Annotated in this window: 24 protein-coding genes; 10 read left to right on the plus strand and 14 right to left on the minus strand. The window is 56.1% G+C overall.

What is annotated here, in order from left to right; genetic code table 11:
* Positions 1–20 precede the first annotated feature (20 nt).
* On the plus strand, positions 21–1,133 hold the full coding sequence (hppD, locus tag K1718_RS01635) for a 4-hydroxyphenylpyruvate dioxygenase (RefSeq protein ID WP_265679954.1): 1,113 nt from the start codon (positions 21–23) through the stop codon (positions 1,131–1,133).
* A 396-nt stretch (positions 1,134–1,529) separates the two neighbouring features.
* Here the strand turns inward: hppD and gshB are convergent, their stop codons facing one another.
* From gshB to rsmI, 3 genes are all read right to left on the minus strand, one after another.
* A complete protein-coding gene (gene gshB, locus K1718_RS01640) occupies positions 1,530–2,474 on the minus strand; it encodes a glutathione synthase (RefSeq protein ID WP_265679953.1) in 945 nt (314 codons plus the stop codon).
* 176 nt (positions 2,475–2,650) lie between these two features.
* The gene (locus tag K1718_RS01645; protein WP_152499094.1) at positions 2,651–3,040 is read right to left on the minus strand and encodes a YraN family protein; all 390 of its coding nucleotides are present in this window, start codon (positions 3,038–3,040) and stop codon (positions 2,651–2,653) included.
* Positions 3,040–3,954 (minus strand): 16S rRNA (cytidine(1402)-2'-O)-methyltransferase, encoded by a 915-nt coding sequence (rsmI, locus tag K1718_RS01650; RefSeq protein WP_265679952.1) that lies wholly within the window; start codon positions 3,952–3,954, stop codon positions 3,040–3,042. The genes K1718_RS01645 and rsmI overlap by 1 nt, the downstream gene beginning before the upstream one ends.
* A gap of 197 nt (positions 3,955–4,151) precedes the next feature.
* On the opposite strand from rsmI, the gene K1718_RS01655 reads away from it, so the two are divergent.
* On the plus strand, positions 4,152–5,375 hold the full coding sequence (locus K1718_RS01655) for a penicillin-binding protein activator (protein WP_265679951.1): 1,224 nt from the start codon (positions 4,152–4,154) through the stop codon (positions 5,373–5,375).
* Positions 5,376–5,429: 54 nt separating this feature from the next.
* Positions 5,430–6,653, plus strand: coding sequence for a bifunctional phosphopantothenoylcysteine decarboxylase/phosphopantothenate--cysteine ligase CoaBC (gene coaBC, locus K1718_RS01660; RefSeq protein WP_265679950.1), 1,224 nt, complete (start codon positions 5,430–5,432; stop codon positions 6,651–6,653).
* Positions 6,654–6,676: 23 nt separating this feature from the next.
* Here the strand turns inward: coaBC and K1718_RS01665 are convergent, their stop codons facing one another.
* The 3 genes from K1718_RS01665 to K1718_RS01675 form a co-directional block, all read right to left on the minus strand.
* Complete coding sequence (locus K1718_RS01665; RefSeq protein ID WP_265679949.1) at positions 6,677–7,477, minus strand: dioxygenase family protein; 801 nt, start codon at positions 7,475–7,477, stop codon at positions 6,677–6,679.
* A gap of 143 nt (positions 7,478–7,620) precedes the next feature.
* Positions 7,621–8,202 carry an OmpA family protein gene (locus tag K1718_RS01670; protein WP_152499098.1) on the minus strand — a complete coding sequence of 194 codons (582 nt, stop codon included), beginning with the start codon at positions 8,200–8,202 and terminating at the stop codon, positions 7,621–7,623.
* A 21-nt stretch (positions 8,203–8,223) separates the two neighbouring features.
* On the minus strand, positions 8,224–8,640 hold the full coding sequence (locus K1718_RS01675) for a hypothetical protein (RefSeq protein ID WP_209006764.1): 417 nt from the start codon (positions 8,638–8,640) through the stop codon (positions 8,224–8,226).
* 204 nt (positions 8,641–8,844) lie between these two features.
* Here K1718_RS01675 and dut point away from each other — a divergent pair, with 204 nt between their 5' ends.
* From dut to cysK, 3 genes are all read left to right on the plus strand, one after another.
* Positions 8,845–9,294 carry a dUTP diphosphatase gene (dut, locus tag K1718_RS01680; protein WP_265679948.1) on the plus strand — a complete coding sequence of 150 codons (450 nt, stop codon included), beginning with the start codon at positions 8,845–8,847 and terminating at the stop codon, positions 9,292–9,294.
* 20 nt (positions 9,295–9,314) lie between these two features.
* Positions 9,315–9,974, plus strand: a complete 660-nt coding sequence (locus K1718_RS01685) for an HAD family hydrolase (protein WP_265679947.1) — start codon at positions 9,315–9,317, stop codon at positions 9,972–9,974.
* A gap of 145 nt (positions 9,975–10,119) precedes the next feature.
* Complete coding sequence (gene cysK / locus K1718_RS01690) at positions 10,120–11,079, plus strand: cysteine synthase A (protein ID WP_265679946.1); 960 nt, start codon at positions 10,120–10,122, stop codon at positions 11,077–11,079.
* A gap of 50 nt (positions 11,080–11,129) precedes the next feature.
* Here cysK and K1718_RS01695 read toward each other — a convergent pair whose 3' ends face one another.
* Positions 11,130–11,720: a GNAT family N-acetyltransferase gene (locus K1718_RS01695; protein WP_265679945.1), complete on the minus strand. Its 591-nt coding sequence runs from the start codon at positions 11,718–11,720 to the stop codon at positions 11,130–11,132.
* Positions 11,721–11,728: 8 nt separating this feature from the next.
* The gene (locus tag K1718_RS01700; RefSeq protein WP_152499103.1) at positions 11,729–12,046 is read right to left on the minus strand and encodes a heavy metal-binding domain-containing protein; all 318 of its coding nucleotides are present in this window, start codon (positions 12,044–12,046) and stop codon (positions 11,729–11,731) included.
* Between the two features lie 224 nt (positions 12,047–12,270).
* On the opposite strand from K1718_RS01700, the gene K1718_RS01705 reads away from it, so the two are divergent.
* Positions 12,271–13,311, plus strand: coding sequence for a zinc-dependent alcohol dehydrogenase family protein (locus K1718_RS01705; protein ID WP_265679944.1), 1,041 nt, complete (start codon positions 12,271–12,273; stop codon positions 13,309–13,311).
* A 38-nt stretch (positions 13,312–13,349) separates the two neighbouring features.
* On the opposite strand, the gene K1718_RS01710 is transcribed toward K1718_RS01705, so the two are convergent.
* From K1718_RS01710 to K1718_RS01725, 4 genes are all read right to left on the minus strand, one after another.
* On the minus strand, positions 13,350–14,876 hold the full coding sequence (locus tag K1718_RS01710; protein ID WP_265679943.1) for a YifB family Mg chelatase-like AAA ATPase: 1,527 nt from the start codon (positions 14,874–14,876) through the stop codon (positions 13,350–13,352).
* An 88-nt stretch (positions 14,877–14,964) separates the two neighbouring features.
* The gene (locus K1718_RS01715; protein WP_152499106.1) at positions 14,965–15,195 is read right to left on the minus strand and encodes a hypothetical protein; all 231 of its coding nucleotides are present in this window, start codon (positions 15,193–15,195) and stop codon (positions 14,965–14,967) included.
* A 113-nt stretch (positions 15,196–15,308) separates the two neighbouring features.
* Positions 15,309–16,508 carry an MFS transporter gene (locus K1718_RS01720; RefSeq protein ID WP_265679942.1) on the minus strand — a complete coding sequence of 400 codons (1,200 nt, stop codon included), beginning with the start codon at positions 16,506–16,508 and terminating at the stop codon, positions 15,309–15,311.
* Positions 16,468–17,526, minus strand: a complete 1,059-nt coding sequence (locus tag K1718_RS01725; RefSeq protein WP_265679941.1) for a hypothetical protein — start codon at positions 17,524–17,526, stop codon at positions 16,468–16,470. The genes K1718_RS01720 and K1718_RS01725 overlap by 41 nt, the downstream gene beginning before the upstream one ends.
* An 84-nt stretch (positions 17,527–17,610) precedes the next feature.
* Here K1718_RS01725 and K1718_RS01730 point away from each other — a divergent pair, with 84 nt between their 5' ends.
* On the plus strand, positions 17,611–18,594 hold the full coding sequence (locus K1718_RS01730) for a LysR family transcriptional regulator (RefSeq protein WP_265679940.1): 984 nt from the start codon (positions 17,611–17,613) through the stop codon (positions 18,592–18,594).
* A 56-nt stretch (positions 18,595–18,650) separates the two neighbouring features.
* On the opposite strand, the gene K1718_RS01735 is transcribed toward K1718_RS01730, so the two are convergent.
* Positions 18,651–19,430 (minus strand): LytTR family DNA-binding domain-containing protein, encoded by a 780-nt coding sequence (locus K1718_RS01735; protein WP_265679939.1) that lies wholly within the window; start codon positions 19,428–19,430, stop codon positions 18,651–18,653.
* Between the two features lie 82 nt (positions 19,431–19,512).
* Between K1718_RS01735 and K1718_RS01740 the strand changes: the two genes are divergently transcribed.
* Together K1718_RS01740 and K1718_RS01745 are read left to right on the plus strand one after the other, a co-directional pair.
* The gene (locus K1718_RS01740) at positions 19,513–20,616 is read left to right on the plus strand and encodes a linear amide C-N hydrolase (protein WP_265679938.1); all 1,104 of its coding nucleotides are present in this window, start codon (positions 19,513–19,515) and stop codon (positions 20,614–20,616) included.
* Positions 20,617–20,688: 72 nt separating this feature from the next.
* A complete protein-coding gene (locus tag K1718_RS01745) occupies positions 20,689–21,510 on the plus strand; it encodes a cyclase family protein (RefSeq protein ID WP_265679937.1) in 822 nt (273 codons plus the stop codon).
* A 33-nt stretch (positions 21,511–21,543) separates the two neighbouring features.
* Here K1718_RS01745 and polA read toward each other — a convergent pair whose 3' ends face one another.
* Complete coding sequence (gene polA / locus K1718_RS01750) at positions 21,544–24,516, minus strand: DNA polymerase I (RefSeq protein ID WP_265679936.1); 2,973 nt, start codon at positions 24,514–24,516, stop codon at positions 21,544–21,546.
* Between the last annotated feature and the right edge of the window lie 95 nt (positions 24,517–24,611).

Consider the following 24,611-nt stretch of genomic DNA (forward strand, 5'->3'; position numbering starts at 1 on the left):
GCTCCAGAGGAGGCTCTTTTATGGGACCGTTTCCACATGATGCACCACCTGCTCAAATAAATGACCAGAATCCTGCTGGCACCGATGGTTTCGAGTTTGTTGAATTCGCCCATCCAGAGCCAGAGAAGCTCGACGCCCTGTTCCGCAAGATGGGATATGTCCCTGTTGCAAAACACAAGAGCAAGAACATCACGCTCTACCGTCAGGGCGATGTGACCTATGTCTTGAACGCGGAGCCGGGCAGTCACGGCATGTCATTTGTCGAAACGCACGGCCCTTGCGCGCCGTCCATGGCCTGGCGTGTTGTCGATGCGCAAAAGGCTTTTGACCATGCTGTCGCAAAAGGTGCGACACCGTATGAAGGCGAGGGCAAGGTTCTGGAGACACCGGCCATCGTCGGCATCGGCGGATCGCTGCTCTATTTTGTCGACAGATATGGCGGAGCTGGCTCGGCCTATTCCGCAGAATTCAACTGGCTGGGTGAAGAGAATCCAAGACCGGGTGGTGTCGGCTTTTATTATCTCGACCATCTCACCCACAATGTCTATCGCGGCAACATGGACAAATGGTGGGATTTTTATCGGGACCTCTTTAACTTCAGGCAGATCCACTTCTTCGACATCGACGGTCGCATCACGGGTCTCGTCAGCCGCGCGATCACGAGCCCCTGCGGGAAAATCCGTATTCCGTTGAATGAATCCAAGGATGACACCAGCCAAATTGAGGAATACCTGAAAAAGTACAACGGCGAAGGCATCCAGCACATTGCTGTGGGAACCGACGACATTTACGACAGCACGGACAAACTTGCCGCCAACGAGCTGAAATTCATGCCTGGCCCTCCGGATACCTACTATGAACGATCTTCTGAGCGCGTTCAGGGGCATGAAGAGCCGATCGACCGGATGAAAAAACATGGCATTCTGATCGACGGCGAAGGAGTGATCGATGGCGGCACCACCAAAATCCTCTTGCAAATATTTTCAAAAACCGTGATTGGTCCGATCTTTTTCGAATTCATCCAGAGGAAGGGCGACGAAGGCTTTGGTGAAGGTAATTTCCGCGCTCTGTTCGAATCCATTGAAGAAGATCAGATCCGCCGAGGTGTGATTAAAACTGAAGCCGCCGAGTAAACCCACTTGCCGGTCGCTCTGGAAGGCCGCTTTCTCCTGATGAGAGAGCGGCTTTTTTTGATGCAGGCATTCTTTAGAAAGCTCCACCAAGTCCTTCCTGGAACAACAACTTTCGGTATGTTTGAAGGGCGAGTTTACGGTTATCAGATTTTTTCGCGATTTTTTTTGCAAAAAATTTTTTGTCGTAAACTACTGAAAGATATGTGAGTTTTTGAACAACTTCAGCCTTAAGAAACATTCTCAAGACGTTTTTTGAAAAAGCTCGGGAACAAGGCCGGTTCCAATGGGTTTTACTATCAGAGGCTGCCGAGTAGGCCCTCTGTTGCATTGTCTAAGCACAAACTTCTAATACCTCTGCGCATTGCGTAGAGGTTTTTTTTTGCTCGTGCAATTTCCCTAGGATTTGACCTTTGCTTCGAGCACATCCCAGACCTTGCCCGCAACATCGGGACCGCCGAGTTTGCGGATTGCCCTGATGCCCGTGGGTGCGGTGACGTTGATCTCCGTCAGCAGGCCGTCAATGACGTCGATACCGACCAGAATGAGACCTTTCTCTCGCAAGGAAGGGCCCAGTCGCGCGCAAATTTCGCGCTCGCGATCTGTCAAGTCGCTGTCAGTCGGCGCTCCACCACGCACCATGTTGGATCTGAGATCACCCTCCGCCGGAACGCGATTGACCGCTCCCGCGAACTCACCATTGACCAGCAGGATACGCTTGTCGCCGTGTTTCACATTCGGCAGGAATTGCTGAATCACCCATGGTTCCCGGAAGGTCGCATCGAAAAAGTCATAGAGGGAGCCGTAATTGAGGTCATCGTTGGTGATGCGGAACACGGCTGCGCCACCATGACCAAACAGCGGCTTCATGACGATGTCGCCGTACTCCTGGCGGAACAGGTCTATTTCCGTCCGGTCCTTCGTGATCAGCGTCGGAGGCATCAGGTCTGCAAATTCGGTAACGAACAGTTTTTCAGGTGCGTTGCGCACTTCCCTGGGATCATTGACGACCAACGTGGAAGGATGGATTTTCTCAAGAATATGCGTTGCGGCGATGTAAGACAGATCAAATGGCGGGTCCTGACGCATCAACACAACGTCCATCTCGCGCATGTCGACACGCCGCTTTTCGCCAAGTGTGAAATGATTTCCCTTCTGATCGCGAACCTCGACATGTTCGAGCGCACAGAAAACCTCATCGCCCCGCAATGCCAGCCGTTCAGGCGTATAATGGTATAGCTCATGACCCCTGGATTGAGCTTCAAGCATCAGTGCAAATGCACTGTCACCTGCAATATTGATGGTCGAGATATGGTCCATCTGGACCGCAACTTTCAAAGCCATGAGGTAACTTCCGGCGGGCGCGCATCAGCGCGGAGGGATTTTAGATCGGGTGGTCCAGATATGCGTTCGGTTTACGGCTTTGTCCAGAGGGGACCTCGTTTGCTGCAATCCTTCACTTTGGCGAAGTCCGCCAGAACCGGATGGACGGTGTCCGGTCAGCGTTGCCAGGGCGTCGGCTAATCCCGAGCCTCAAACGCGTTTTCAATCCGCTCAGGCAAAGCCCAGGGACGCACAACCACAATATCGAAGCGGAGCGTAAAAAATCCTGCCTTTGGATGCTGTGAGACAAAAATCTTCGCGGCCTTGGCAATGCGCTTCTGGCTTGCCGGGGTCACAGCTTCCAGCGCCGCATCGCGGGTCTTGCGCGCTTTGACCTCAACAAAGGCAACCGTCTTGCGTTTTTTGGCAATCAGATCGATCTCTCCTGCCTTTGTCTTGTAGCGCCGTTTCAGGATCCGCCATCCTGTCAGGCGCAAATACCAGGCAGCCCAGGTCTCCGCTGCCAGTCCGCGCTTGTGTGCCCTTTGCCGCTTTGCCTTTTTGCTCTTTTGACCGGAAGCGGCCATCAGTTGCCGGCTCCCTTCAGTTCAAGCGCGCGTTTATAGACGTCGCTGCGCTCAAGCCCGGTCGCCTTGGCTACCTTCTTTGCTGCTGCACTTACTGGCATTTCAACGAGTGCTTTGCTCAAGAGTGCATCCAGATCGGCCGCGTCTTCTTCTGGCGCTTCTTCCGGCGGGCCAACAAGGATGACGATCTCTCCCTTGACGGTCAGTTCCTGAAATCTTGCAGCAAGCTCACCGAGTGTTCCGCGCTCAAATGTCTCGAAGCGCTTGGTCAGTTCGCGCGCGACGACCGCCTCACGACCATCTCCCAATGACGCCGCCATCAATTGCAAGGTGGCCCCGGTTCGGTGTGGCGATTCAAAAAAGATCAATGTTGCCGGGATTTTCGCCAATTCCTCCAGTCTCCTGGATTTCGGTCCGCCCTTTTGCGGCAAGAAACCGGCAAAAAGAACTGTGTCGCTCGGCAGGCCAGCAGCAACCAGGCCACTGAGCGGAGCCGATGCGCCTGGGATAGGAACGACCTTGTGACCGGCGGCAACGACATCTCGAACCAACCGGTATCCGGGGTCTGAAACGAGCGGTGTTCCAGCATCGGAAACAAGTGCCACAGCTTTGCCGCTGTCCAAGGTGTCCATGATCTTGGGGCGCTGTTTGTCCGCGTTGTGCTCGTGATAAGGCATCAAGGGGGTTTTCAAACCGAACTTCTGCGTGAGCGTGGACGTGACGCGCGTGTCTTCGCAGGCAATGACGCTGCTCGCCGCCAGAGTTTCCAGTGCTCGAACGGTAATGTCACCAAGATTGCCGATCGGAGTTGAAACGATGTAGAGCGCCGGTTCCAGATTGGGGGCGGAAAAGACGTGTTCGGAGAGGCCATAGCGGTTTTTGTCGCCGGACGGAGCGGGTAAATCTGTCGTCATGGCAGCTCCTTTCCACCCGGCGACACTGGGAATGGACCCAACGCCGGGATGCTTCATGCCCTTGCGCTATCGCCTGAGCACACCCGATGCAAGGCAAATCCACTGTTGATCAGATGGATATGCTATTGAAACGCCATCTAAACTGGACAGGTTCGAAACGAATACGTAAGTCTTTCCCAAAGGGTGGATTGACAGATATGGCAAGCGGAATGCGGGGCGACGACGCGCAACAGCGCAGACGGTTATTCTTGAAAACGGCGCTGGCCGGCACCGGTACCATGCTGCTTGGCGGGTGCATGGGGTCGACCCTTGGGTCTTATCCGGGCAATCAAATACAACCCGAAGCACAGCCACAGATATCAGGCGAGGTGATTGGGTCCGGCTCGGTGCGCATCGGTTTATTGCTACCGCTGGCGAGTACCAGCAATGACACATCTGTCGGCACCGTCTTTAAAAATGCCGCCGCCCTTGCCCTTCAGAATTTTCCAAGTGCCGATCTCCAACTGCTGGTCAAAGACACGGGCGGAACCGCGACCGGCGGGCGCGCTGCCGCACAGGCAGCCATTTCCGAAGGCGCTGAACTCATCCTCGGCCCCGTGTTTTCTACCGCGGTATCAGGGGCCGCACAGGCAGCCAGATCCAGTGGCATTCCCGTAATCGCGTTTTCAACCGACACGTCTGTTGCTTCACGAGGCATCTATCTGCTGAGCTTCTTGCCCGAAGGCAACGTCAAGCGCATCATCGGATACGCCAACAGCCAGCGCAAAAGCTCTTATGCAGCTCTCATTCCGGAGAGCCCGTACGGTGCCGTGGTCGAAGCAGCGTTTCGCCAGGAAGTCGGACGTGGTTCGGGGCGGATCGCCACGATCCAGCGATACAAGCAAACCGGCTCGGATACGTCCGACCTGGTCGCCAAAACGTCGGCCTTGACGTCGGTTCTCAACAATATCGATGCGTTGTTCGTGCCTGCTGGCGGGTCTGCTCCAAGCACTGTCGTTCAGACACTCGTTGGGCAAGGCGCTGATTTCGGCAGGATCAAGCTGCTGGGAACCGGGCAATGGGACGTTGGCCAGATCAAAAGCAATCCGGCTCTCGCCGGCGCATGGTTTGCCGGCCCTGAAGAGCAGAACTTCAACACCTTCGCGCAGCAATACCAGAAGACCTATGGCTCCGCACCGCCACGCAACGCCAGTCTTGCCTATGATGGCGTAACGCTGTGCGCCGGCCTTGTGCGCGCGGCCGGTCAGCAGCGTTTTCAGCAGAATATATTGACCAATCGCGACGGTTTCATCGGTATTGACGGGCTATTCCGCTTTCAGTCCAATGGTCTCAATCAACGCGGGCTCGCCGTGTTCCAGCTCACTGGCGCGGGTGTACAGGTGATATCGCCAGCGCCAAGGGACTTCAGGTCCGGTTTCTAGCGTGCCGCACACGTTCAGGATGAACCGAACAGCTGTCGGGGGTAAAAAGTCAAGATGCTGAGCGGCAAGCAGATCGTTCTGATCATCAGCGGTGGCATAGCCGCCTACAAATCTCTCGACCTGATCCGGCGTCTGAAGGAGCGTGGGGCGCGTGTCGTTCCGGTCATGACGAGAGGCGCTCAGGAATTTATCACGCCTCTCTCTGTCGGTGCTCTGTCAGCTGAAAAGGTGTTCACAAGCCTCTTTGACCGGGAAGACGAGCACGACGTTGGTCATATCCGGCTTGCACGCGATCACGACCTAATCCTGATCGCGCCAGCCACTGCCGATCTTATGGCCAAGATGGCGCACGGTATTGCCGACGACCTGGCAACTGCGGTTCTGTTGGCAACGGACACTCCCGTGCTGGTGGCACCGGCGATGAACCCCAAGATGTGGCAAAACCCTGCGACCCTACGCAATCTTGAGACACTGAAACAACGGGGCCTGACCTTTTGCGGTCCGGCCTCGGGCGAGATGGCGGAAAAAGGAGAGGCCGGCGTCGGGCGCATGAGCGAACCGCTTGAGATCGTCGCAGCTGCAGAGGCATTGCTAAGGGATACGGACGCCAAGGCCGGCATGCTGCCGCTGACTGGCAAGCATGTGCTGATCACATCCGGTCCGACCCATGAGCCGATCGACCCTGTGCGCTACATCGCCAACCGCTCATCCGGCAAACAAGGTCACGCGCTGGCAAAAGCCGCCTTTGCTGCCGGTGCGCGCGTCACGCTTGTGTCCGGACCTGTGACATTGCCCGATCCGGATAACATTGAGGTTCACCACGTAGAGAGCGCTGCAGACATGCTGCAAGCGGTCAACGCCAGCCTACCTGCCGACATTGCGATCATGGCAGCAGCCGTTGCTGACTGGCGCGTGACATCCGAGGGGAAGCAAAAGATCAAAAAGGATGGGAGCGGCAAGCCTCCCAGGCTGGATCTTGCTGAAAATCCCGACATCCTGAAAACCATCGGGCACCATCCCGACTTGCGCCCCAAGCTGTTGATCGGCTTTGCCGCCGAAACGAAGGACCTTGTTGCCAATGCGCGTGCCAAACTGGAACGCAAGAATGCCGACTGGATTGTCGCCAATGACGTCAGTCCCGAAACCGGCATCATGGGCGGTGACGCCAACACAATCCGGCTGGTCAGCAAAGACGGCGTGGAGGACTGGCCGCAAATGAGCAAATCGGACGTTGCAGCCAGGATTATCGCGCGGGCAGCTGCCGCTTTGACTTCCTGAGCCGGTCCGAACCTGCGCTTCGGTTATGTACCGAAGTCGAAGTAGCTCATGCTGATCGACCCATATTCATAGCTCCGATGCAACAATTTGGGCTTGGTCTTTGGCTCACCCGCTCCAAACGCAAAGAAGAGCGGCAGAAGATGTTCTTCGGTGGGATGGTTCTTGCGGAAGTCCGGCGCGGCTTCCAGATCCTCAAAATATTCGATGGAACCTGCCTCCAGTCCCTGGTCCAGCCAATTGTCAAAGCCGGAGACCCAATCAGGAGCAGGAGACCCCTGGGGTGAGATGCGTCGCAGATTGTGGGTCGTGCTGCCGGAACCGACAATCAGATAACCCTTTGTCTTCAAAGGCGCGAGATCTCTGCCAAGCTTAAAGAGAGTGGCCGGTGTGCTGCCGAAAGGCAGAGACAGCGCGATGACGGGGATGTCGGCTTCGGGATAAGCGAGGGACAGCGGAACCCAGGCGCCGTGGTCAAGGCCCCATTCGCTGTCAAGGATGACGTCGTGACCTTGATTTTCAAGCAGGCGAGCGACCTCGTCGACCTGATCTTCATCCGCGATTGCAGGATAGTCGATATCGTAAAGCGCTTTCGGGAAGCCTTGAAAATCATGGTAGGTGCGCAGACGACCCGGAGCAGAAAGCCTCAAGCCCGGCGTTTCCCAGTGAGCGGACAGGATGACAATTGCTTCCGGGGTGGGCGTTACATCCGCAAACGACTTCAAAAAACGGCTGGCCGCCGTATCTTCCAGAGCAAGGGTCGGTGCGCCATGTGCGAAAAACACCGACGGGGTCTTGGCCTCCTGCATCTCGCTTGCTCCATTCATCCGTTTGGTTCCTACAGGATGAACATAGGCCTGGCAGGCATCTTCATTAATGCCTGGATCGGAGAAGGCGTGTTCCCGGATTGTGAACAATAAAAAGCCGCCTCCGGGTGACCGGAAGCGGCAATCTTGCAGCACCGCAGTTGTTATCGGTAGCCAACATTGATGAGCTGAACGCGGCGGTTGATCGCAGCGTCCGGCTTAGATGGCTCACGAAGCTGTTCTTCACCCATACCCACAGCAAACAGGTACTGGCTGGGAACCTGGAATGTGGTGACAAGCGCTTCCCGGACGGCCTTTGCTCTCCTGATGGAGAGTTCAAGATTGTACTCGCGATCACCTTTGGCATCCGTGTGCCCGACGATAAAGAAGGTCTGGCCCTGCAGATAAGGCGTATGCAGCGCATCAGCGATCAGACCGACTGTCTCGTAGGACTCAGGCTTGATCCGCGCAGAATCAAAGTCGAACGTGATTTCGATGTTGAACTGGCGCAATGAAGCCAATTTGTCCCACAGAGGTACGCCCTGCGGCGAGTTGGCACCTGGATACTTCTGGATGTTTTCAAACGCCGCCTTTTGCAACGCATCTGCGCTGACATCCACTTTTTGCTGAGCGCCTTGAAGTGAATTGATGATCTCGTTCCGGTTGAGTTGTGTCTGCGCCGACGACCCCACGACCGCGGCTGTCATTACAGCAGCCGAAAGACCGGCCAAAAGAAGCTTTTTCATTTTTCGTCTCCCAATCCGGTCTTAGCGGTAGCCTGCAAGATCAATTGCCGTGTTACATTTTTCGCCGACAGAACGCTGCGCTTTCAAAAGGCAGCGCAAGACATGGCCCGCACCTTCCTTGACACCCTTGCACAGACGGCGCGCGTCATTGGTGCAGATCTTGGGAGCCGCGGCCTGAGCAGCAAGACGTTCCTGAATGAGTGATGCGACCACTGCGCGGTCTGCATTGCATTTTTGTGAAACCTTTGCCTCGTTCTGAGCAAGGCATTGACCGATGCCGTTGTTCGCAAGCGTGGCACTCTTGCAGTATTTTTCGATGTCCGCTCCGCAGCTGGCAGACAAAATCTTGATTGCTTCCGCGAAGCCGACGGTTTGAGCGGCGGCAGGACCGCTTGCCAGCAATAGCGTGGCCATCAATGCAAAAATCAAACGTTTCATGTTGTGAATCTCCCAACCAGGGGCAAAAGGGAAAAAGCCGCCTGCCCCAGACAACATTACGACACGCAAGAGTGTTTCAGGAGAATTCTGCGACCGCAAGTATATCTTTGATTTTTCTGGTTAATGAGCTTTTCACCATTGCCAATCTTGACAGCGCTTTGCGAATGTCGTCCCTCGGCACAAATCAACACCCGGAACCCAAAGATGCCCGTTACGTTGGAACTCAAGCGCCTGGAGCATGGGCTGGATCTGCCCTTGCCAGCCTATCAATCAGATCTTGCCGCCGGCCTCGACCTTTTGGCAGCCGTTGATGACCCTGTCACGCTGGCACCGGGTGAACGTATGCTCGTGCCGACAGGGCTTTCCATGGCGCTGCCCGCGGGTTTTGAGGCACAGGTCCGACCACGCTCGGGTCTTGCTGCAAAACATGGAGTTACGGTCCTCAACACGCCGGGTACCATCGACGCAGATTATCGCGGCGAAGTGAAGGTCATTCTGGTCAACCTAGGCCAGGAGCCCTTTCTCATTTCCCGCGCCGACCGGATTGCACAAATGGTGATCGCGCCGGTGTTGCAGGCCGAGATTGCTGAAGTTGATATTCTGTCTGAAACAAATCGAGGAACCGGCGGCTTCGGTTCAACGGGCCGCAGCTAAAAACCGGGAACGACGAGCGCATGACCCCCAGTCTCGTAATTTTCGATTGCGATGGTGTTCTGGTCGACACCGAACGCATGACCAATCAGAACATGGCTGATCTGGTCTCCGCACTTGGATTTGAAATCAGTGGCGCGGAATGTCAGCGCCGCTTTATGGGCCGTACGCTGGAGAACGTGAAGGAGATGGTCGAAGATCTGATCGGGTACAAGCTGCCTGACGACTGGCCAGATCAGGTTCGCATGCGTGATCTTGAGAGTTTCAAGTCGGGCGTTCCAGCCATCAAGGGCATAGAAAGCGTTCTGGATGAGCTGGACAGGCGCGAGGTCCCTTACTGCGTCGGGTCTTCGGGTAAGTATGAAAAGATGCACGCAACGCTTGGCAGTTCCGGCTTGCTGCCTCGCGTCAAGGGCCGTCTATTCTCCGCGCAGGACTGTGAACGGGGCAAACCTTCACCGGATGTCTTTCTGCTAGCCGCGAAAAAAATGGGGCATCCACCAGAAACTTGCGTCGTCATAGAAGACAGCCTGCCAGGCGTCCGCGCAGCTGTTGCCGCCGGAATGACCGTTTTTGCGTTTGCAGAAGATCCTGCGTCTGACAAAGAAGCACTGCGCGCGGCGGGTGCCATCCTCTTTGAGGAAATGGCCGACCTTCCCGATCTTCTCTTTTCCAATACTTAAGTAGTTCCTAGAAAATAGTTCCGCGGTTCAGCCCGGATTGGCGATCTGCACCCCTTATATCTTTGCTGGACGCATACTATCTTATCGCACCAGACCAAGGATACTGCCGGAAACGCGAATTGCCCGGCCAAACAGGGAGATTGCCATGTCTATGACGACCAGCGGCCGCGGAAAGATCTATTCCTCGATTACCGAAACTATTGGCGATACACCGATCGTGCGGCTCAATCGGCTTGCCCAAGCACACGGTGTCAAAGGCAACCTTCTGGCAAAGCTTGAGTTTTTCAATCCGATCGCAAGCGTCAAGGACCGCATTGGTGTTGCTATGATCGAGGCGATGGAAAAAGACGGCAAGATTGCTCCGGGTAAAACCACACTCGTGGAACCGACCTCCGGCAACACCGGCATTGCTTTGGCCTTTGTCGCGGCGGCCAAGGGATACCGGCTCATTCTGGTGATGCCTGAAACCATGTCTGTCGAGCGCCGCAAAATGTTCAAGATCCTGGGCGCTGAACTGGAATTGACAGAGGGCCCCAAAGGCATGAAGGGCGCAATAGCGCGCGCAGAGGAACTGCTTGGCGAAATCGACGGCGCCGTTATGCCCCAACAATTCGAGAACCCTGCCAATCCCGAAATTCACCGAAATACGACTGCACAGGAGATCTGGAACGATACTGACGGCAAGATCGATGTGTTTGTTTCAGGAATTGGAACAGGTGGTACAATTACAGGTGTGAGCCAGGTGCTGAAGGAGCGCCAGCCGGATCTTCATGTGGTTGCCGTCGAGCCGTCGGACAGTCCAATCCTGTCAGGCGGCAATCCGGGCCCGCACAAAATCCAGGGCATCGGAGCGGGCTTTGTCCCGGGCGTCCTCGAAACATCGATCTACGACGAAGTTCAAACTGTCGAGAATGACGACGCTTTCGCGATGGCACGCGAAGTTGCCAAGCTTGAAGGCGTGCCGGTCGGCATTTCCTCCGGAGCCGCGCTAACGGCGGCCATCCGTGTCGGGCAGCGTGAGGGGATGGAAGACAAGAACATCGTCGTGATCATTCCGTCTTTTGCGGAACGCTATCTGTCGACAGCGCTGTTCGACGACGTCTGATGAGGACCGTCCCGCGGCGGTCGCCGCGGGACAACCTGCCAAGCAAATGCTCAGACCGGCCTTTCCATTCTGGTTGCTGAGGAAAACCCGAACACGTATTTGAACGGTCCTGTTTCTTCGCGGCTTATCGGCAGGAAACCCTGCCTTTCGTATAGGGCGCGCGCGCCCGGGTTTGTGTTGATCACATCAAGGCGCACTCGAGACAGTCGCCGTCTTTGTGCTTCGGCGCAAACGGCGTCCAGCAGCTTCGTACCGATGCCCTGACCGCGTGCTCTTTCGCTGACGAAAATACCGTCCATCAAAAGGATTTCCGGCTCCACGTCGCGCTCGAGCACGTCAAGCACCAGCCCTCGCCAAAGGCCTCCGAAAGGGCCGAACACGGCAGTCATATCCGACAGCTCGCCAGCCACCAGGGCACCTTCGCTGGTCTTGTATCCGGCAAGACCAAGCAAGTCTCCTTCCTTGCCGAGAGCGCTGATGGCAAAACCAGGATCGAGGATCCTTTCAATCAGCTGCATCGCCCTGCGTTCAGGTGACAGGATCTTGCCGAGCTTTCCCTTGAAAGCCTGCCAGAAAAGACCGGCGGCAACTGAGCGCTGGTCTTCCGGCAATCCTGGAACAATTGTGAAGCCGTCCGGCATTAGAAGGCCTAACGAACGACGACGGCTGTTCCTGTTGCGCTGACCATGAGCATGGATCCGTTCTGGCCGACCGTTTCATAGTCGAGATCAACGCCGATAACGGCATTCGCACCAAGTGCCTGGGCTTGTTGACACATTTCATCGACGGCGATTTTTCGCGCCTTGGCAAGTTCTTCCTCGTAAGCACCGGAGCGGCCGCCGACAATATCTCTGATACCTGCAAAGAGATCCTTGAACAGGTTGGCACCCAAAATTGCCTCACCTGTCACAAGACCTTTGTAGTCCAAGTCCCGGCCCTGAATTGTGTTTGTGGTGGTGACAAGCATTTTGGTTCTCCGTTTACGACATCCGCGCAATGACATGGGTTGACCGATTGAGCATTGCAAGGAAACCAGGCAATTGCCAGATGTCGTTGGTTGCCTCTCTTCATGCTGGAAAGCATCAGATGACAAGGGCTCGATTTTGACGAAACATTTCTTCAAGTCTTTTGCGATGAAAAATGTAGTCTGGCACAAAGCCCTCAATTCTTCTTTTCTCAAAAGGAAACGCCATGAAGGCCGTGTTCTTTGAGGCCTTTGCGCAAACACCGAAACTTGCAACCCTTCCGGATCCGACACCGGAAGCGCATGGTGCTGTATTGAAAGTTGAGGCGACAGGCGTCTGCCGTAGCGACTGGCACGGCTGGATGGGGCACGATCCGGATATCGTTCTGCCACATGTGCCAGGTCATGAACTTGCCGGTATCGTTATGGAGGTTGGAAAGGGTGTCAGCCAATGGAAGGCGGGTGACCGGGTGACGGTGCCTTTTGTTGGTGGATGCGGCGCTTGTGCCGAGTGTCATGCAGGTCACCAGCAAGTCTGCGAGAACCAGTTTCAGCCGGGGTTCACGCATTGGGGTTCATTTGCAGAATACGTGTCCATCCATAACGCCGATCTCAATCTCGTGGCTCTGCCCGATGACATGGCGTTCGCAACCGCCGCCAGTCTTGGATGCCGCTTTGCCACGTCATTTCGCGCCGTTGTTGATCAGGCAAGGACTTCTGCCGGAGAATGGGTTGCCGTTCATGGTTGCGGCGGTGTCGGTCTTTCGGCTGTCATGATCGCCAATGCCATCGGAGCCAATGTTGTGGCGATCGATATTTCTGATGAAAAACTTTCCCTTGCCCGAGACCTTGGCGCAGTTGCGACGATCAACGGCGCTGCTGAACCCGATGTGGCCGGCGCGGTCATCGAGCTCACGCGCGGCGGTGCCCATGTCTCGCTTGACGCGCTTGGCCATCCGACGACCTGTTTCAACTCCATACAGAACCTGAGGCGCAGAGGACGGCACGTCCAGGTCGGCCTGATGCTGAGCGATCAGAGCACCCCACAGGTTCCGATGGCGAAGGTGATCGGTCAGGAGCTGGAAATTCTGGGCAGCCACGGCATGCAAGCTCATCGATATGATGCCATGCTGGACATGGTAACAACCGGGAAACTGCACCCCTCCCGTCTGGTCGGCGAAGAGATCAGCCTGGAACAGTCAATTGCGGCGCTCACGTCGATGGACCGCTTTCAATCCGTTGGCGCAACTGTGGTGACCCAGTTCTGACCATTGGAAACAGGTTCGCTTGAGCGCGCTATACCTGTTCAGGCAGCGCGTCGCGACATATCCTGGCCACGATAACTGAGGGCTTCCGCAAGGTGGATACGGCCAACACTGTCCATGCCGTCCAGATCGGCCAGCGTACGGGCCAGCTTGAGAACACGGTGATATCCGCGTGCACTTAATTGCAGCCGTTCGGCGATTTCATGCAGGAAGGACAGCCCTTTACTGTCGGGCCGGGCAATGGTTTCAACGGCAGAAGCCGGAGCCTGAGCGTTGGTTCGGCAGGACAATCCCAGTTCCAGAAACCTCTGCTCCTGTATCCGGCGCGCTTCTGCCACTCTTGCAGCAACTGCCGACGACGCTTCACTTGCGGCGGGACCAATCAGATCTGACGCAGTCACAGCCGGCACATCGATCCGCAGATCAATTCGATCAAGCAGCGGCCCACTGACCCTGGCCTGATAATCGGTCACACAACGTTCGCCGCGCCGGCACTGGTGTCCGGGCTCGCCAGCATGCCCACAGCGGCACGGGTTCATGGCGGCGACCAGCTGAATTCGGGCGGGATAGGTCACCCGGTGGTTGGCCCTGGCGATGACCGCCTCGCCGGATTCAAGCGGCTGGCGCAAGCTGTCGAGGACTTGAGGATTGAACTCCGGCAACTCATCCAGAAAGAGCACACCATTATGCGCAAGCGAGACCTCTCCGGGTTTTGCCTTCAGTCCGCCGCCAACGAGCGCCGCCATGGACGCTGAATGGTGCGGCGACCGGAACGGCCGCCTGTCGGTCAGTTTCCCTTCCGCAAGCTCTCCGGCCAGGGACGCGATCATCGAGACTTCCAGCAGTTCGCGAGGCGTTAACGCGGGCAGTATGGAGGGCAGACGACTGGCCAGCATCGATTTGCCGGATCCGGGCGGACCGGTCATGAGCAGGTTATGACCCCCGGCGGCTGCAATTTCCAAGGCCCGGCGCGCACTTTCCTGACCTTTGACTTCAGCAAGGTCGGGCATGATACCAGCATTGCTGTGGAGCTTTGCGGCCGGACGGGACAGGACCTGGGTCCCCTTGAAGTGATTGGCAAGCTGTATGAGCGATCTGGGTGCCAGGACATCCATGTCCTTGTCTGCCCATGCGGCCTCACCTCCGCTTGCCTCGGGACAGATAAGACCCTTGCCGAGCGCATTGGCACCCATTGCAGCAGGCAACACGCCCGTGACCGGAGCCAGGGTTCCGTCAAGCCCAAGCTCGCCAAGCACCACAAAGCCTTCCAGGAATTCAGCCGGTATCGCGCCAATTGCCGCCATAATGCCAAGAGCGATGGGAAGGTCATAATGCGATCCTTCCTTGGGCAGGTCCGCAGGCGCCAGATTGACTGTTACCCGCTTGGCCGGGAGTGCAAGTCCGGACGCACTGAGCGCTGCCCGCACGCGTTCCCGGCTTTCCGCGACAGCCTTGTCCGGAAGGCCGACAATATTGAACATCACTGCGCCCGGTCCGACATGCACTTGCACATCCACCGTGACTGCATCGATGCCCTGAAAAGCGACTGTCGTTATCCGGCTGACCATACCCTGCTCTCTACCTTAAGGTGCAAGGCATCGAAGCATATCCATGATCAGGATTCAAGAACAGAAGAGGAACAAATTACGCTGACGGTCAGCAGACCATCGCGGGTCGCCCTGGAAAATAGTTGTAGGGCCGCTCAATGCCGGCGAGAACGTCCTGCAAATAGGGGGGAACGCAAAAGTCTTCGTCCAATGTCAGTCGGTTCGCCTCAAGCCATTGAGACACCAGCTCGATCAGCATTTCCGGGTCTTTTTCAAACATCGCCCGGCACATTTCCATCTCGAGCTCTGCGCTTGTCTTCACCGCTTGTTTAATAATCATTGGCCCAATCACTGTTCTTATTATCAATTTATGCGTGCTTATATCGTGCCTGCAATTATAGGATTTTGCCAGCAAATAGCAGTTATGCGCACATCCCGCGACATAACTGAGTGTTATGCATGCGGTGGCATCACGGCTTTGCCACGAACGCCAAGCCCGGCGAGACTGCAACATAGCAGCCCGGCTGCCATGAACAGGCTTGAATGACCGGTGAGCGGGATCAAGAACCCGCTGATGACCGGCCCGACACCCTGTCCGAGTGAGATCAGAAAGAATGTGAAACCAAACCCAATTGAAGGCGTTTCGAAAAAGATGCGCATGCTCCACATGCCAAACAGCGCCGTCATCACGATAAAGCCTGCACCGAAACACGCCGCAGAGACATAGATCCCGATCTTTGTGCCGATCAGAAGCGGCAATGTTCCGACGGCAGCGCCAACGATCAGAGCCAGCATCATGTAGGTTTGGCGAAGACCCCAACGGTTCACCAGTCCGCCCGCAAAGCAACCTGTAACGCCTGCGATGCCAAGCACGATCCAAAACAACACTGCGTCGCGTGGATTTCCGGTGAGCGTGTAAAGAAGTTCGACAGCGTAGGTCCAGTAGACCGCAGTGATGATGCCGAACAAAAATGCGGCGATGAATAGCGGCCGCGCGGCCCGTTCCGCGAGCAGTCTGAAAGAGACTGTCAGTACTTCGGGTTTTGACTGCGCGCTGCGCTGTGGCAATGCCAGCAAATTCCAGATCGTGATCAGCAAAGCCAGTCCTGCAAAGGCCATCCAGGCCAGCCGCCAGTCTTCTCCCGCATAAAGGGCGAGAGGTCCCGCTAGGGCGACACCGAACCCGGTTCCGGAGTTGATCCAGGCATACACCGTGTTCTGACGGCCAGGTGCGGTGTGACGGACAATGACATCGGAAAACGGGGGATAGGAAAGGCCAGGGCTCGTGCCCGCCACAAAGACGCCAAATGCCAGCGTCCAGGGATCCGGCGCCAAAGCGATGATCGCCATGCCAAGAGTTGCTGCAAGGCCGCCAAGCAGGATCGGAAGGCGCGGCTCGACAAAGGTCGACAACCAGGATCCGGCGAAGGTCGCTGCCAGATATCCCAGATAAGAAGTACCGGCAATCAGCCCAATGGTCTCGGGAGAGAGACCGAATTCCTGACGAATGTCGGGGAGAAATAATCCGAAGCAGTATCTGGCCAATCCGTATGTGACGGCAACAATGGCAAGGCCCGCGGCGGTCAGGCCACGGGTTTGTGCTGCGGACACCTCACACCCGGCGGGAGAGCTGGAAATGAAGTGTCTGGTCATCGGTCATGGTCTCGCCGGTGATGTCGAAATAACCACCTAGCTGTCTGTAGTGGCGGTACTGTTCAAGCGTAAGTTTCAGGCAGAAGTTGGATACATGCAAGATTCTTCCATTGATTGTATCTTCAAACTCTTCACCCAGAATGGCGACAAAAGCGCTTTCCCCGTCATGAAAAGGTACGGGCAGCAGAAAAAACCGGTTCAGGCTCGGCAAATCCTTATGGACAGCGCGCTCAAAGGCTAGCCGGGAGAAGCGCCGCATGGCTGCGTGGGCATAAAAACTCGGGATCCTTTCAATCTGTCCTGCGGCATAGAGCTGGCTCTCGGACAGAAGAAGGTCACCTGAACGTGCGATCGATCTGAGCCACTTGTTCACCACATAAGGGTCGTCATTGCCTTCCTGAAAGCCGAGCATGGTAACCAATGCCGCAGGTGCGCCCGGTTCCAGAATGTCTGCAAGACGAAAGGCTTCAAACGGTGCCGTGATGAATTGCATCGGCAGGTCAGGAAGGATCTGTTTCAACGCCGCTCGCATCGGGGCCGCTGACATAGGATTTATATCGACAGCAACATACCGGTCGATATCAACTCCCAACTCAGTCAGGGTGCTCAAGATAAATGCTGTTTTGACCGGTTCCGGACCCAACTCGACGTAAACAAGGCTGCCGCCGTTCAGCGAAGCAACAACAAGATCCAGGCATTGTCGCAAGGCCAGTTTGAACGACATGCCATCGTCGCGCAGACGGCCAAGGTCGTTGGAACCAACGCCGAACTGGTTCAGCTGACGCATCAGCTGAAACACTTCATCGAGATGTTCCGTGGCCGTCTCCGCACTGCCTGCATTCGTATATTTGACCCGGTTGTCCTGGGTCAGAATGCGCTCGGGACCAAATTCTGTATGGGCGGCAATAGACTGATGAACTCTGTGCTGCAAGGTCAGCGTCTGACTCTCAAAATTCCTTAAATCAGGCCGGCTTTCTGTCTGTTGGCCTGCGGTTTCAATCGAAAAGGCAAAGGTCATGGCGGTTACTCGAATTGACTGTACCATTTCCCGGATTACGGGATATTGAAGCGCTTCTTAAATTTATAATTGAAAAAACTCATAATGAAACGTTATGATTGTCCTGCGCTGGGAGAGAGGCTTGGGGAACGGGTTCCGCGCGAAAACGGAGGCAGGGACGTGACCATCGGCCGATTTAACATCGAGTTGCTGGAGGCCTTTGTGGCCGTTGCCGAAGCCGGCAACGTGACCCACGCAGGATCGAAGCTGAACCGGACCCAGCCTTGCGTCAGCACCCAGTTGCGACGTCTGGAGGATCGTGTCGGCAAACCTTTGATCGAGCGCACGGCCCGTACCATGAACCTGACGCCTGCCGGACGCATTCTCTACCAGCATGCCACGGAGATTCTGCGATCACACGAAGAAGCCCGACTACGTCTGTCGGCTCCAGAATTGACCGGAACCGTTCATGTTGGACTGCCTGAATGGTTTGCGACCGGCCAGCTCCAGTCAATCTTCTGCAATTTTGTGCGCATTCATCCGAACGTCAAACTCGAGATGACCGTTGCCGACAGCGCAACGCTGCACGACATGCTGTCAGCCAACGAAATCAATCTGGCGATCGCACTGGTTTCACCTGTGAAACCTTCGCCGAACGGTCTCGTTGAGGAACCTCTTTACTGGACCGTTAGCGAAACCTGCCCCTTGGCCGACCCTTTGCCTTTGATCCTGTTTCCAGAACCCTGTCCGTTCCGCGATCTTGCATTCAGCGCATTGGCTCGGGCAGGACGGCAATGGTACGAACGCATTACGACGACCAGCGTAGCGGCAGCGCAGGTTGCGGTCCGATCCGGTGCAGGTCTTTGCTGTCTTCCTGCAGGCGCAATTGTCGATGGGATCAAGATACTGAGAGAACAGGACGGCTTTCCCGATCTGCCCGCCAGCCAACTGGCGATCTATACACCTTCCAAGACCCAGTCCCCGATTGTCGACTATCTGGAAGAGCATCTGACTGCTCTGCTCCAAAACGCGATTTCTCCCGGATCCGCCCTGGCGGGCAAGATGCAGCCGGATCTAAGAGTGGTGTGAGCCTCTTGATCCTGACAGGATCAGGGTCCTGACAGCGACAGCAGAGATCGCCAGCGTCATTTTCCGGGCATTTTCTTTGCGACAGCAGTCCTGAATGTTCGGCCAACCGGCACAGCGTGGCCGTTCCTCAACAGCAACACAGGTTTGCCGTTCTGTCGGCTGCGCCCTGTCACGGCGTGCAAAGCCACCCAGTGAGATCTATGTGTCTGGACGCCTTGTTCGCCTGCAGCCTCAGCTATGGCGTCCCGAAAACGCATTGCAAGAAGGGCGGACCCGGTCTCGGTTTCAACCTCGACATAGTGATCACGTGCCGTCAATCGCAGGAGACGGCCTCGACTGTTCAGCGGCAGTCTGTCCAATAGCCTTGGCCGCGAACACGACTGCACGGAGATCTTGGGTGCTGCGAAAACATGAAAAAAGACGGTCAGGCATCCAAGCACAACGACGCACTGCCCATAGAGCGGCAGCAAATGGCCGTTGAGAGGGTTGGTGCCGAAAAGTGCCCAAATCAGGGAAACCACAAAGCAAACAGGTATTGCCGTCAACACTGAAACGGAAACCATCTCCAAGAAAACTGGAATGTTTCTACGCCTTAGAAATGTTTCAATTGCCGATGCCGTCGCGTGTCCAATCGAGGCGGTTCCGATGACAATCATGCCCCAATACAGCAACCGCATGGTTGGCGAGAACGCGCCATAAGTTCCAAACGGGCCAATCAGTGCGAGAAAAACCGCAGCTGTGATCAGAAGCGCCAGCGTCTGCCTGGAAACAAACGGCGCCACGCAATCGTGTGCAAAATTGCGCAACAAGGCGTCGTTCGCGAAATCTGGCTGCATTTGGCGAAATCCTCCTTGCTTCAGCGTCCTGGCGCGATCAATGACGCGAAAATTAGTCTACTTCAGAAGCGAGAGAGTAACCATGTCCCTCTGCCGTTCAAAGCCGTTTGCGGCGATGATACTGCCGGTGTGTTTCGGTCTGGCCAGCGTGTGCTTGACCGAAGCTGTACCAGCCTGCTCCACCGTTGCCTTTGTGGACACTCAACGTCCTATGCTTGCCTACAATTTCGATTTCGAAGCAACCGGTGCAGGCTTTCTGACTGTCAACTCCGCAGGCAGCAGACGGCAATCCATTTCAGAAGACCGTCCTGCAAGCTGGACTGCTGAATATGACAACTTGACCATCAATCAGGTTGGCCCGGGCATGCCGGCCGCAGGAATGAATACGGCAGGACTTGTTGTCACGTTGATGTGGAACAAGGATGCCGTTTTTGGAGGGGCGGCAGGCTTGCCTTCGGTCAGCGAATTGGAGTTCATTCAACGCCTACTCGATCTTTCAGGATCCGTTGAAGAAGCCGTGGAGCATGCAAAGGGCGTGCGGATCGACGGGCTCGTGCCAATCCACTATTTCCTTTTTGATCAGGCAGGCGCAGCAGCCGTTCTCACTCCCGGAAAGTCCGGTTTGGTTGTCCATCAGGGTATCGACCTTCCTGTTCCCGCATTGACCAACACGTCTTATCGAGAAGCGCTTCTTCATCTGGCTCAATTCAGAGGATATGGCGGCGCATCACCGGTTCCTCAGCACCAAAGCCGAGGCGACCAAAACAGCCTTGACCGCTTTGCGATTGCGGCCAATGCGGCGCAACACTCCAAAGGCCGGACAAACGCAGCTGAAGCCTTCAAGTTTCTGAATGAGTTGGCAAACTCTGAAACACGCTGGCAAATTGTGTTCGATCCGAAAGACCAGCAGATCCGGCTGCGAATTGAAGGGTCCTCGCTGGAGCACCGGCTTGATCTCTCGACGCTGGTCTTTGCTTGTCAGGTACCAGCCCTTGCGGTCGATTTGCGTCAATTGACCTCGGAATTTGAGGCAAAAGACCTGACGCCAATTCAGCCGGAATTGCTCAGCGAAAGTCTCACCGAAGTGCTTTCCTCAATGCGTCAGACGGCGCATCTTGGCCATGCGGAAATTGCCGGCTCGATCGCAACCGGACTGATTTTCTCCTCAAGCTGCACCGCGAACTGATTCCTGCTAGAGTTGACGCAGCGTTGGGTCGGTGCGCGAACCCTTCGTAACGTCAACTGGAGGGGACCAATCATGTGCGATTTCTGCGTCATCAATTCCGTCAAGCAACGCATGCTGTCCCGACGCGAATTCTTCAAGGCGACTGCTGTCGGTGCCAGCGTTGCAGCCGCAACGGCCCTTCCCGGTGCCATGCCCGCCATGGCGCAAACGCCAACAACCATTTCGGACATGACCCACGAGCTTCACCCGACTTTTCCGACGTTCGGCGGCGGGCAGCAGTTTGAGTTGAATCGGATCTTTGACTTTGCGAAGGACGGTTACAACCTGTTTGAGATGCGCGTCAACGAGCATACCGGCACCCACTTGGATGCACCGCTGCATTTTTCCGCGGACGGACAGTCAGTTGCCGAAATCCCTGTCGAAAATCTGGTCGCCCCGCTTTGCATCGTCGATATTCGAACCAAAGCAGCAGACAATCCGGACGCACAGGTCACGCCGGACGATCTCAAGGCCTGGATCTCCAATCATGGCGACCTTCCGCCAGGAGCCTGCGTCGCGATGAACTCCGGCTGGGCCGCTCATGTCGATAGCGACAAGTTTCGCAACGCCGATGCCGAAGGCGTCATGCATTTTCCAGGCTTCCACGTTGAAGCCACAAAAATGCTGATGGAAGAAGCCGATGTGGTTGGCATCGCGGTTGACAGTCTGTCCCTGGACCATGGGATCTCGAAGGATTTTGCCGTCCACTACGACTGGCTGCCGAGCAATCGCTGGGGCCTGGAATGCATCGCCAACCTCGACGCGCTACCGGCAACGGGAGCGACGCTGATCGTTGGCGCACCCAAAAACCGGGGTGGAACCGGGGGCCCCTCGCGCGTGATGGCGATGGTTTAGCGGCGCCTTTGCTCTGAGCCGCAATCACCGCATTTAGTGGGCGTCGTCCCAATTGTCGGCTGCACGGGCATCAACCTGCAGCGGGATGGAAAGGGTGAGGGCTGGATCGCAGGCATTTTCCATGACGTCCTTGATCACCGGGATCGTCTCGTCAACCTGTGCATCCGGGACCTCGAAAATCAGTTCGTCATGCACTTGCAGCAGCATTTGAGCATCCAGCTTGGCGCTGTTCAGTCTGTCTTCCATGCGCACCATTGCACGGCGCAGAATGTCGGCGGCTGACCCCTGGATCGGCGCGTTGATGGCCGCGCGCTCATAGAAGGCGCGCATGTTTGGGTTCTTGGTGTTCACTTCAGGGTAATGCGCCTTGCGGCCGAATATCGTCGACACAAAACCATCGGCATGGACCTTCTTTTTGGTCGCTTCCATATAGTCCTTGATGCCTGGAAACCGCTCAAAATAGGTCTTTATGTAGTCGCCGGCTTCGCCGCGCGAAATGCCCAGCTGATTGGCAAGGCCAAAGGCAGAGATGCCGTAAATAATGCCGAAGTTGATGGCCTTGGCCTGACGACGAACCATCGGATCCATACCTTCGATCGGAGTGCCGAACATCTCGCTGGCTGTCATGGCATGGATATCAAGCCCGTCTTCAAATGCCTTCTTGAGTTGGGGGATATCGGCAATATGGGCGAGAACGCGCAGTTCAATCTGGCTGTAATCGGCCGAAACCAGCTTATGTCCTGCCTCAGAGACAAACGCCTGGCGGATCTTGCGCCCAGCCTCTGTCCGCACCGGGATATTCTGAAGGTTCGGTTCAGAAGAGGACAGCCGACCCGTTGTGGTCGATGCGAGCGCGTAGGAGGTGTGCACACGCTTTGTTTCTGGGTTGATGTAACCCGGCAATGCATCGGAGTAAGTCGATTTCAGCTTTGACAGCTGGCGCCATGCGACAATTTTCGACGGCAGTTCGTGTCCTTCGGCTGCCAGGTCCTCCAGGACCTGAGCCGAGGTTGACCAGGCCCCCGTCTTGGTTTTCTTGCCCCCGGGCAAACCCATCTTGCCGAACAGAATGTCACCTAACTGCTTAGGAGAGCCGATGTTGAAGGTTTCACCCGCCAGTTCGTAGATTTCCGATTCCTGCGCGGCCATGCCTTGCGCGAAATCACCGGAAAGTCTGGACAGCATTTGCCTGTCGACGGAGATTCCGCGTTTTTCCATGCGCGCCAGCACAGGAACCATGGGACGTTCCAGCGTTTCATAGACCGTCGCCATGCGATCGGACACAAGACGCGGCTTAAGGACCATCCAGAGCCTTAAGGTGACGTCGGCATCCTCTGCTGCATAGGCCGTCGCCTTGTCGATAGCCACCTTGTCGAAGGTGATCATTGATTTGCCGGAACCGCAGACTTCCTTGAACGGGATCGGCTTGTGGTCGAGCCATCGATCCGACAACTCATCCATGCCGTTGCCACCCTTGCCGGCGTCAACCGTATAAGAGAGCAGCATTGTGTCGTCGAACGGGCCGATATCGACGCCATAGCGGGTCATGACCAGCCAATCGTATTTGAGGTTCTGCGCAATTTTCAGCACCGACGCATCTTCAAGCATCGGCTTCAGAACATCCAATGCATCCTGAAGAGGTATCTGGTCCGGCAAAAGACCCCCACCCCCCAACAGATCGCCTTCACCGTCAACATGGGCAAGCGGCACATAACAGGCTTTCCCGGGTTCGGTGGACAGCGACAGGCCGACAAGGTCCGCCTGCATGGCATTCAAGGACGTGGTTTCAGTGTCGAAGGCGACATAGCCTTTTTCAAAGGCAGCTTCACACCATTCTTTCAGGCGATCGACCGATGTGACAGTTTCATAGGCGCTGGAATCAATCGCAATTGCCTTCACGCTTTCAGCGCGCGCGTCCGCTACCGTCTGCGGCACCATCATGCCTTCTACGCCGGGAGTACCGTCGCTTGTTGCTGCACCGGAACTTGTTTCGACGCGTTCAGCCATCCGACCCTTGTGATCGGGGACATCCCAACCAGGGACTTCGAACTCACTCGCCTCCACATTGGCAATGTCGGCTCCGGTTGTTTCCGCAACCCGTTTCGTAAGTGTGTTGAAGCCCATGGCCTTGAGAAAACCGACAGCTTTCGGGCCATCCATGTCGGTGACGGAGAGATTGCCGACCGGTGTTTCCACCGGAACATCCTGCTTGAGCGTCACGAGTTCCTTGGAAACACGGGCTTGATCGGCAAACTCGATCAGGTTTTCGCGACGTTTCTTCTGCTTGATCGTGTCGGCCTGGGACAGGAGTGTTTCCAGATCGCCGAATTCGTTGATCAAAAGAGCGGCGGTCTTAAGGCCGATGCCCGGAACGCCCGGAACATTGTCGACGCTGTCTCCGGCCAGCGATTGAACTTCGATGACCTTGTCCGGCCCAACGCCAAATTTCTCAAAGACTTCAGTCTCGCCGAAAATCTTGTTTTTCATGGTGTCGATCATGCCCACTTTGGGGCCGATCAATTGCATCAGGTCCTTGTCGCCCGAAACAATCGTGACCTGCGCACCCTGCTCTGCAGCCTGACGGGCGTAGGTCGCAATCAAATCGTCTGCCTCGAACCCAGCCTGCTCAATGCAATGCACCGAAAATGCACGCGTTGCCTCGCGGATCAGTCCGAATTGCGGCACCAGATCTTCCGGCGGCTCAGGCCTGTGGGCCTTGTATTCGGGATAGATCTCGTTTCGGAAGGTTTGTGCGGAATGATCGAAAATGACGGCAAAATGAGTCGGCTCATCGCCTTCTTCCGGGGTCAGTCCCTCCTGCAACAGCTTCCACAACATGTTGCAGAAACCCGAGACGGCACCAACGGGAAGACCGTCAGGCTTGCGCGTCAGCGGGGGTAAAGCGTGATATGCGCGGAAAATGAACGTGGAACCATCGACCAGAATCAGGTGGTCGTCAGCGGTGAGGGCAGGGGAAGAGCTTTGCGTCGACATGGCGCGGATCATGCCCGCAGCGTGCGCGAGAGAAAAGTCCTAATGTCAAAAATTCAAAGGACGTCCTGACTCAGGCTGGCAGACCCATGCTTTCACACAATCGGCCT

Source organism: Roseibium porphyridii, from assembly GCF_026191725.2.
Lineage (GTDB): Bacteria > Pseudomonadota > Alphaproteobacteria > Rhizobiales > Stappiaceae > Roseibium > Roseibium porphyridii.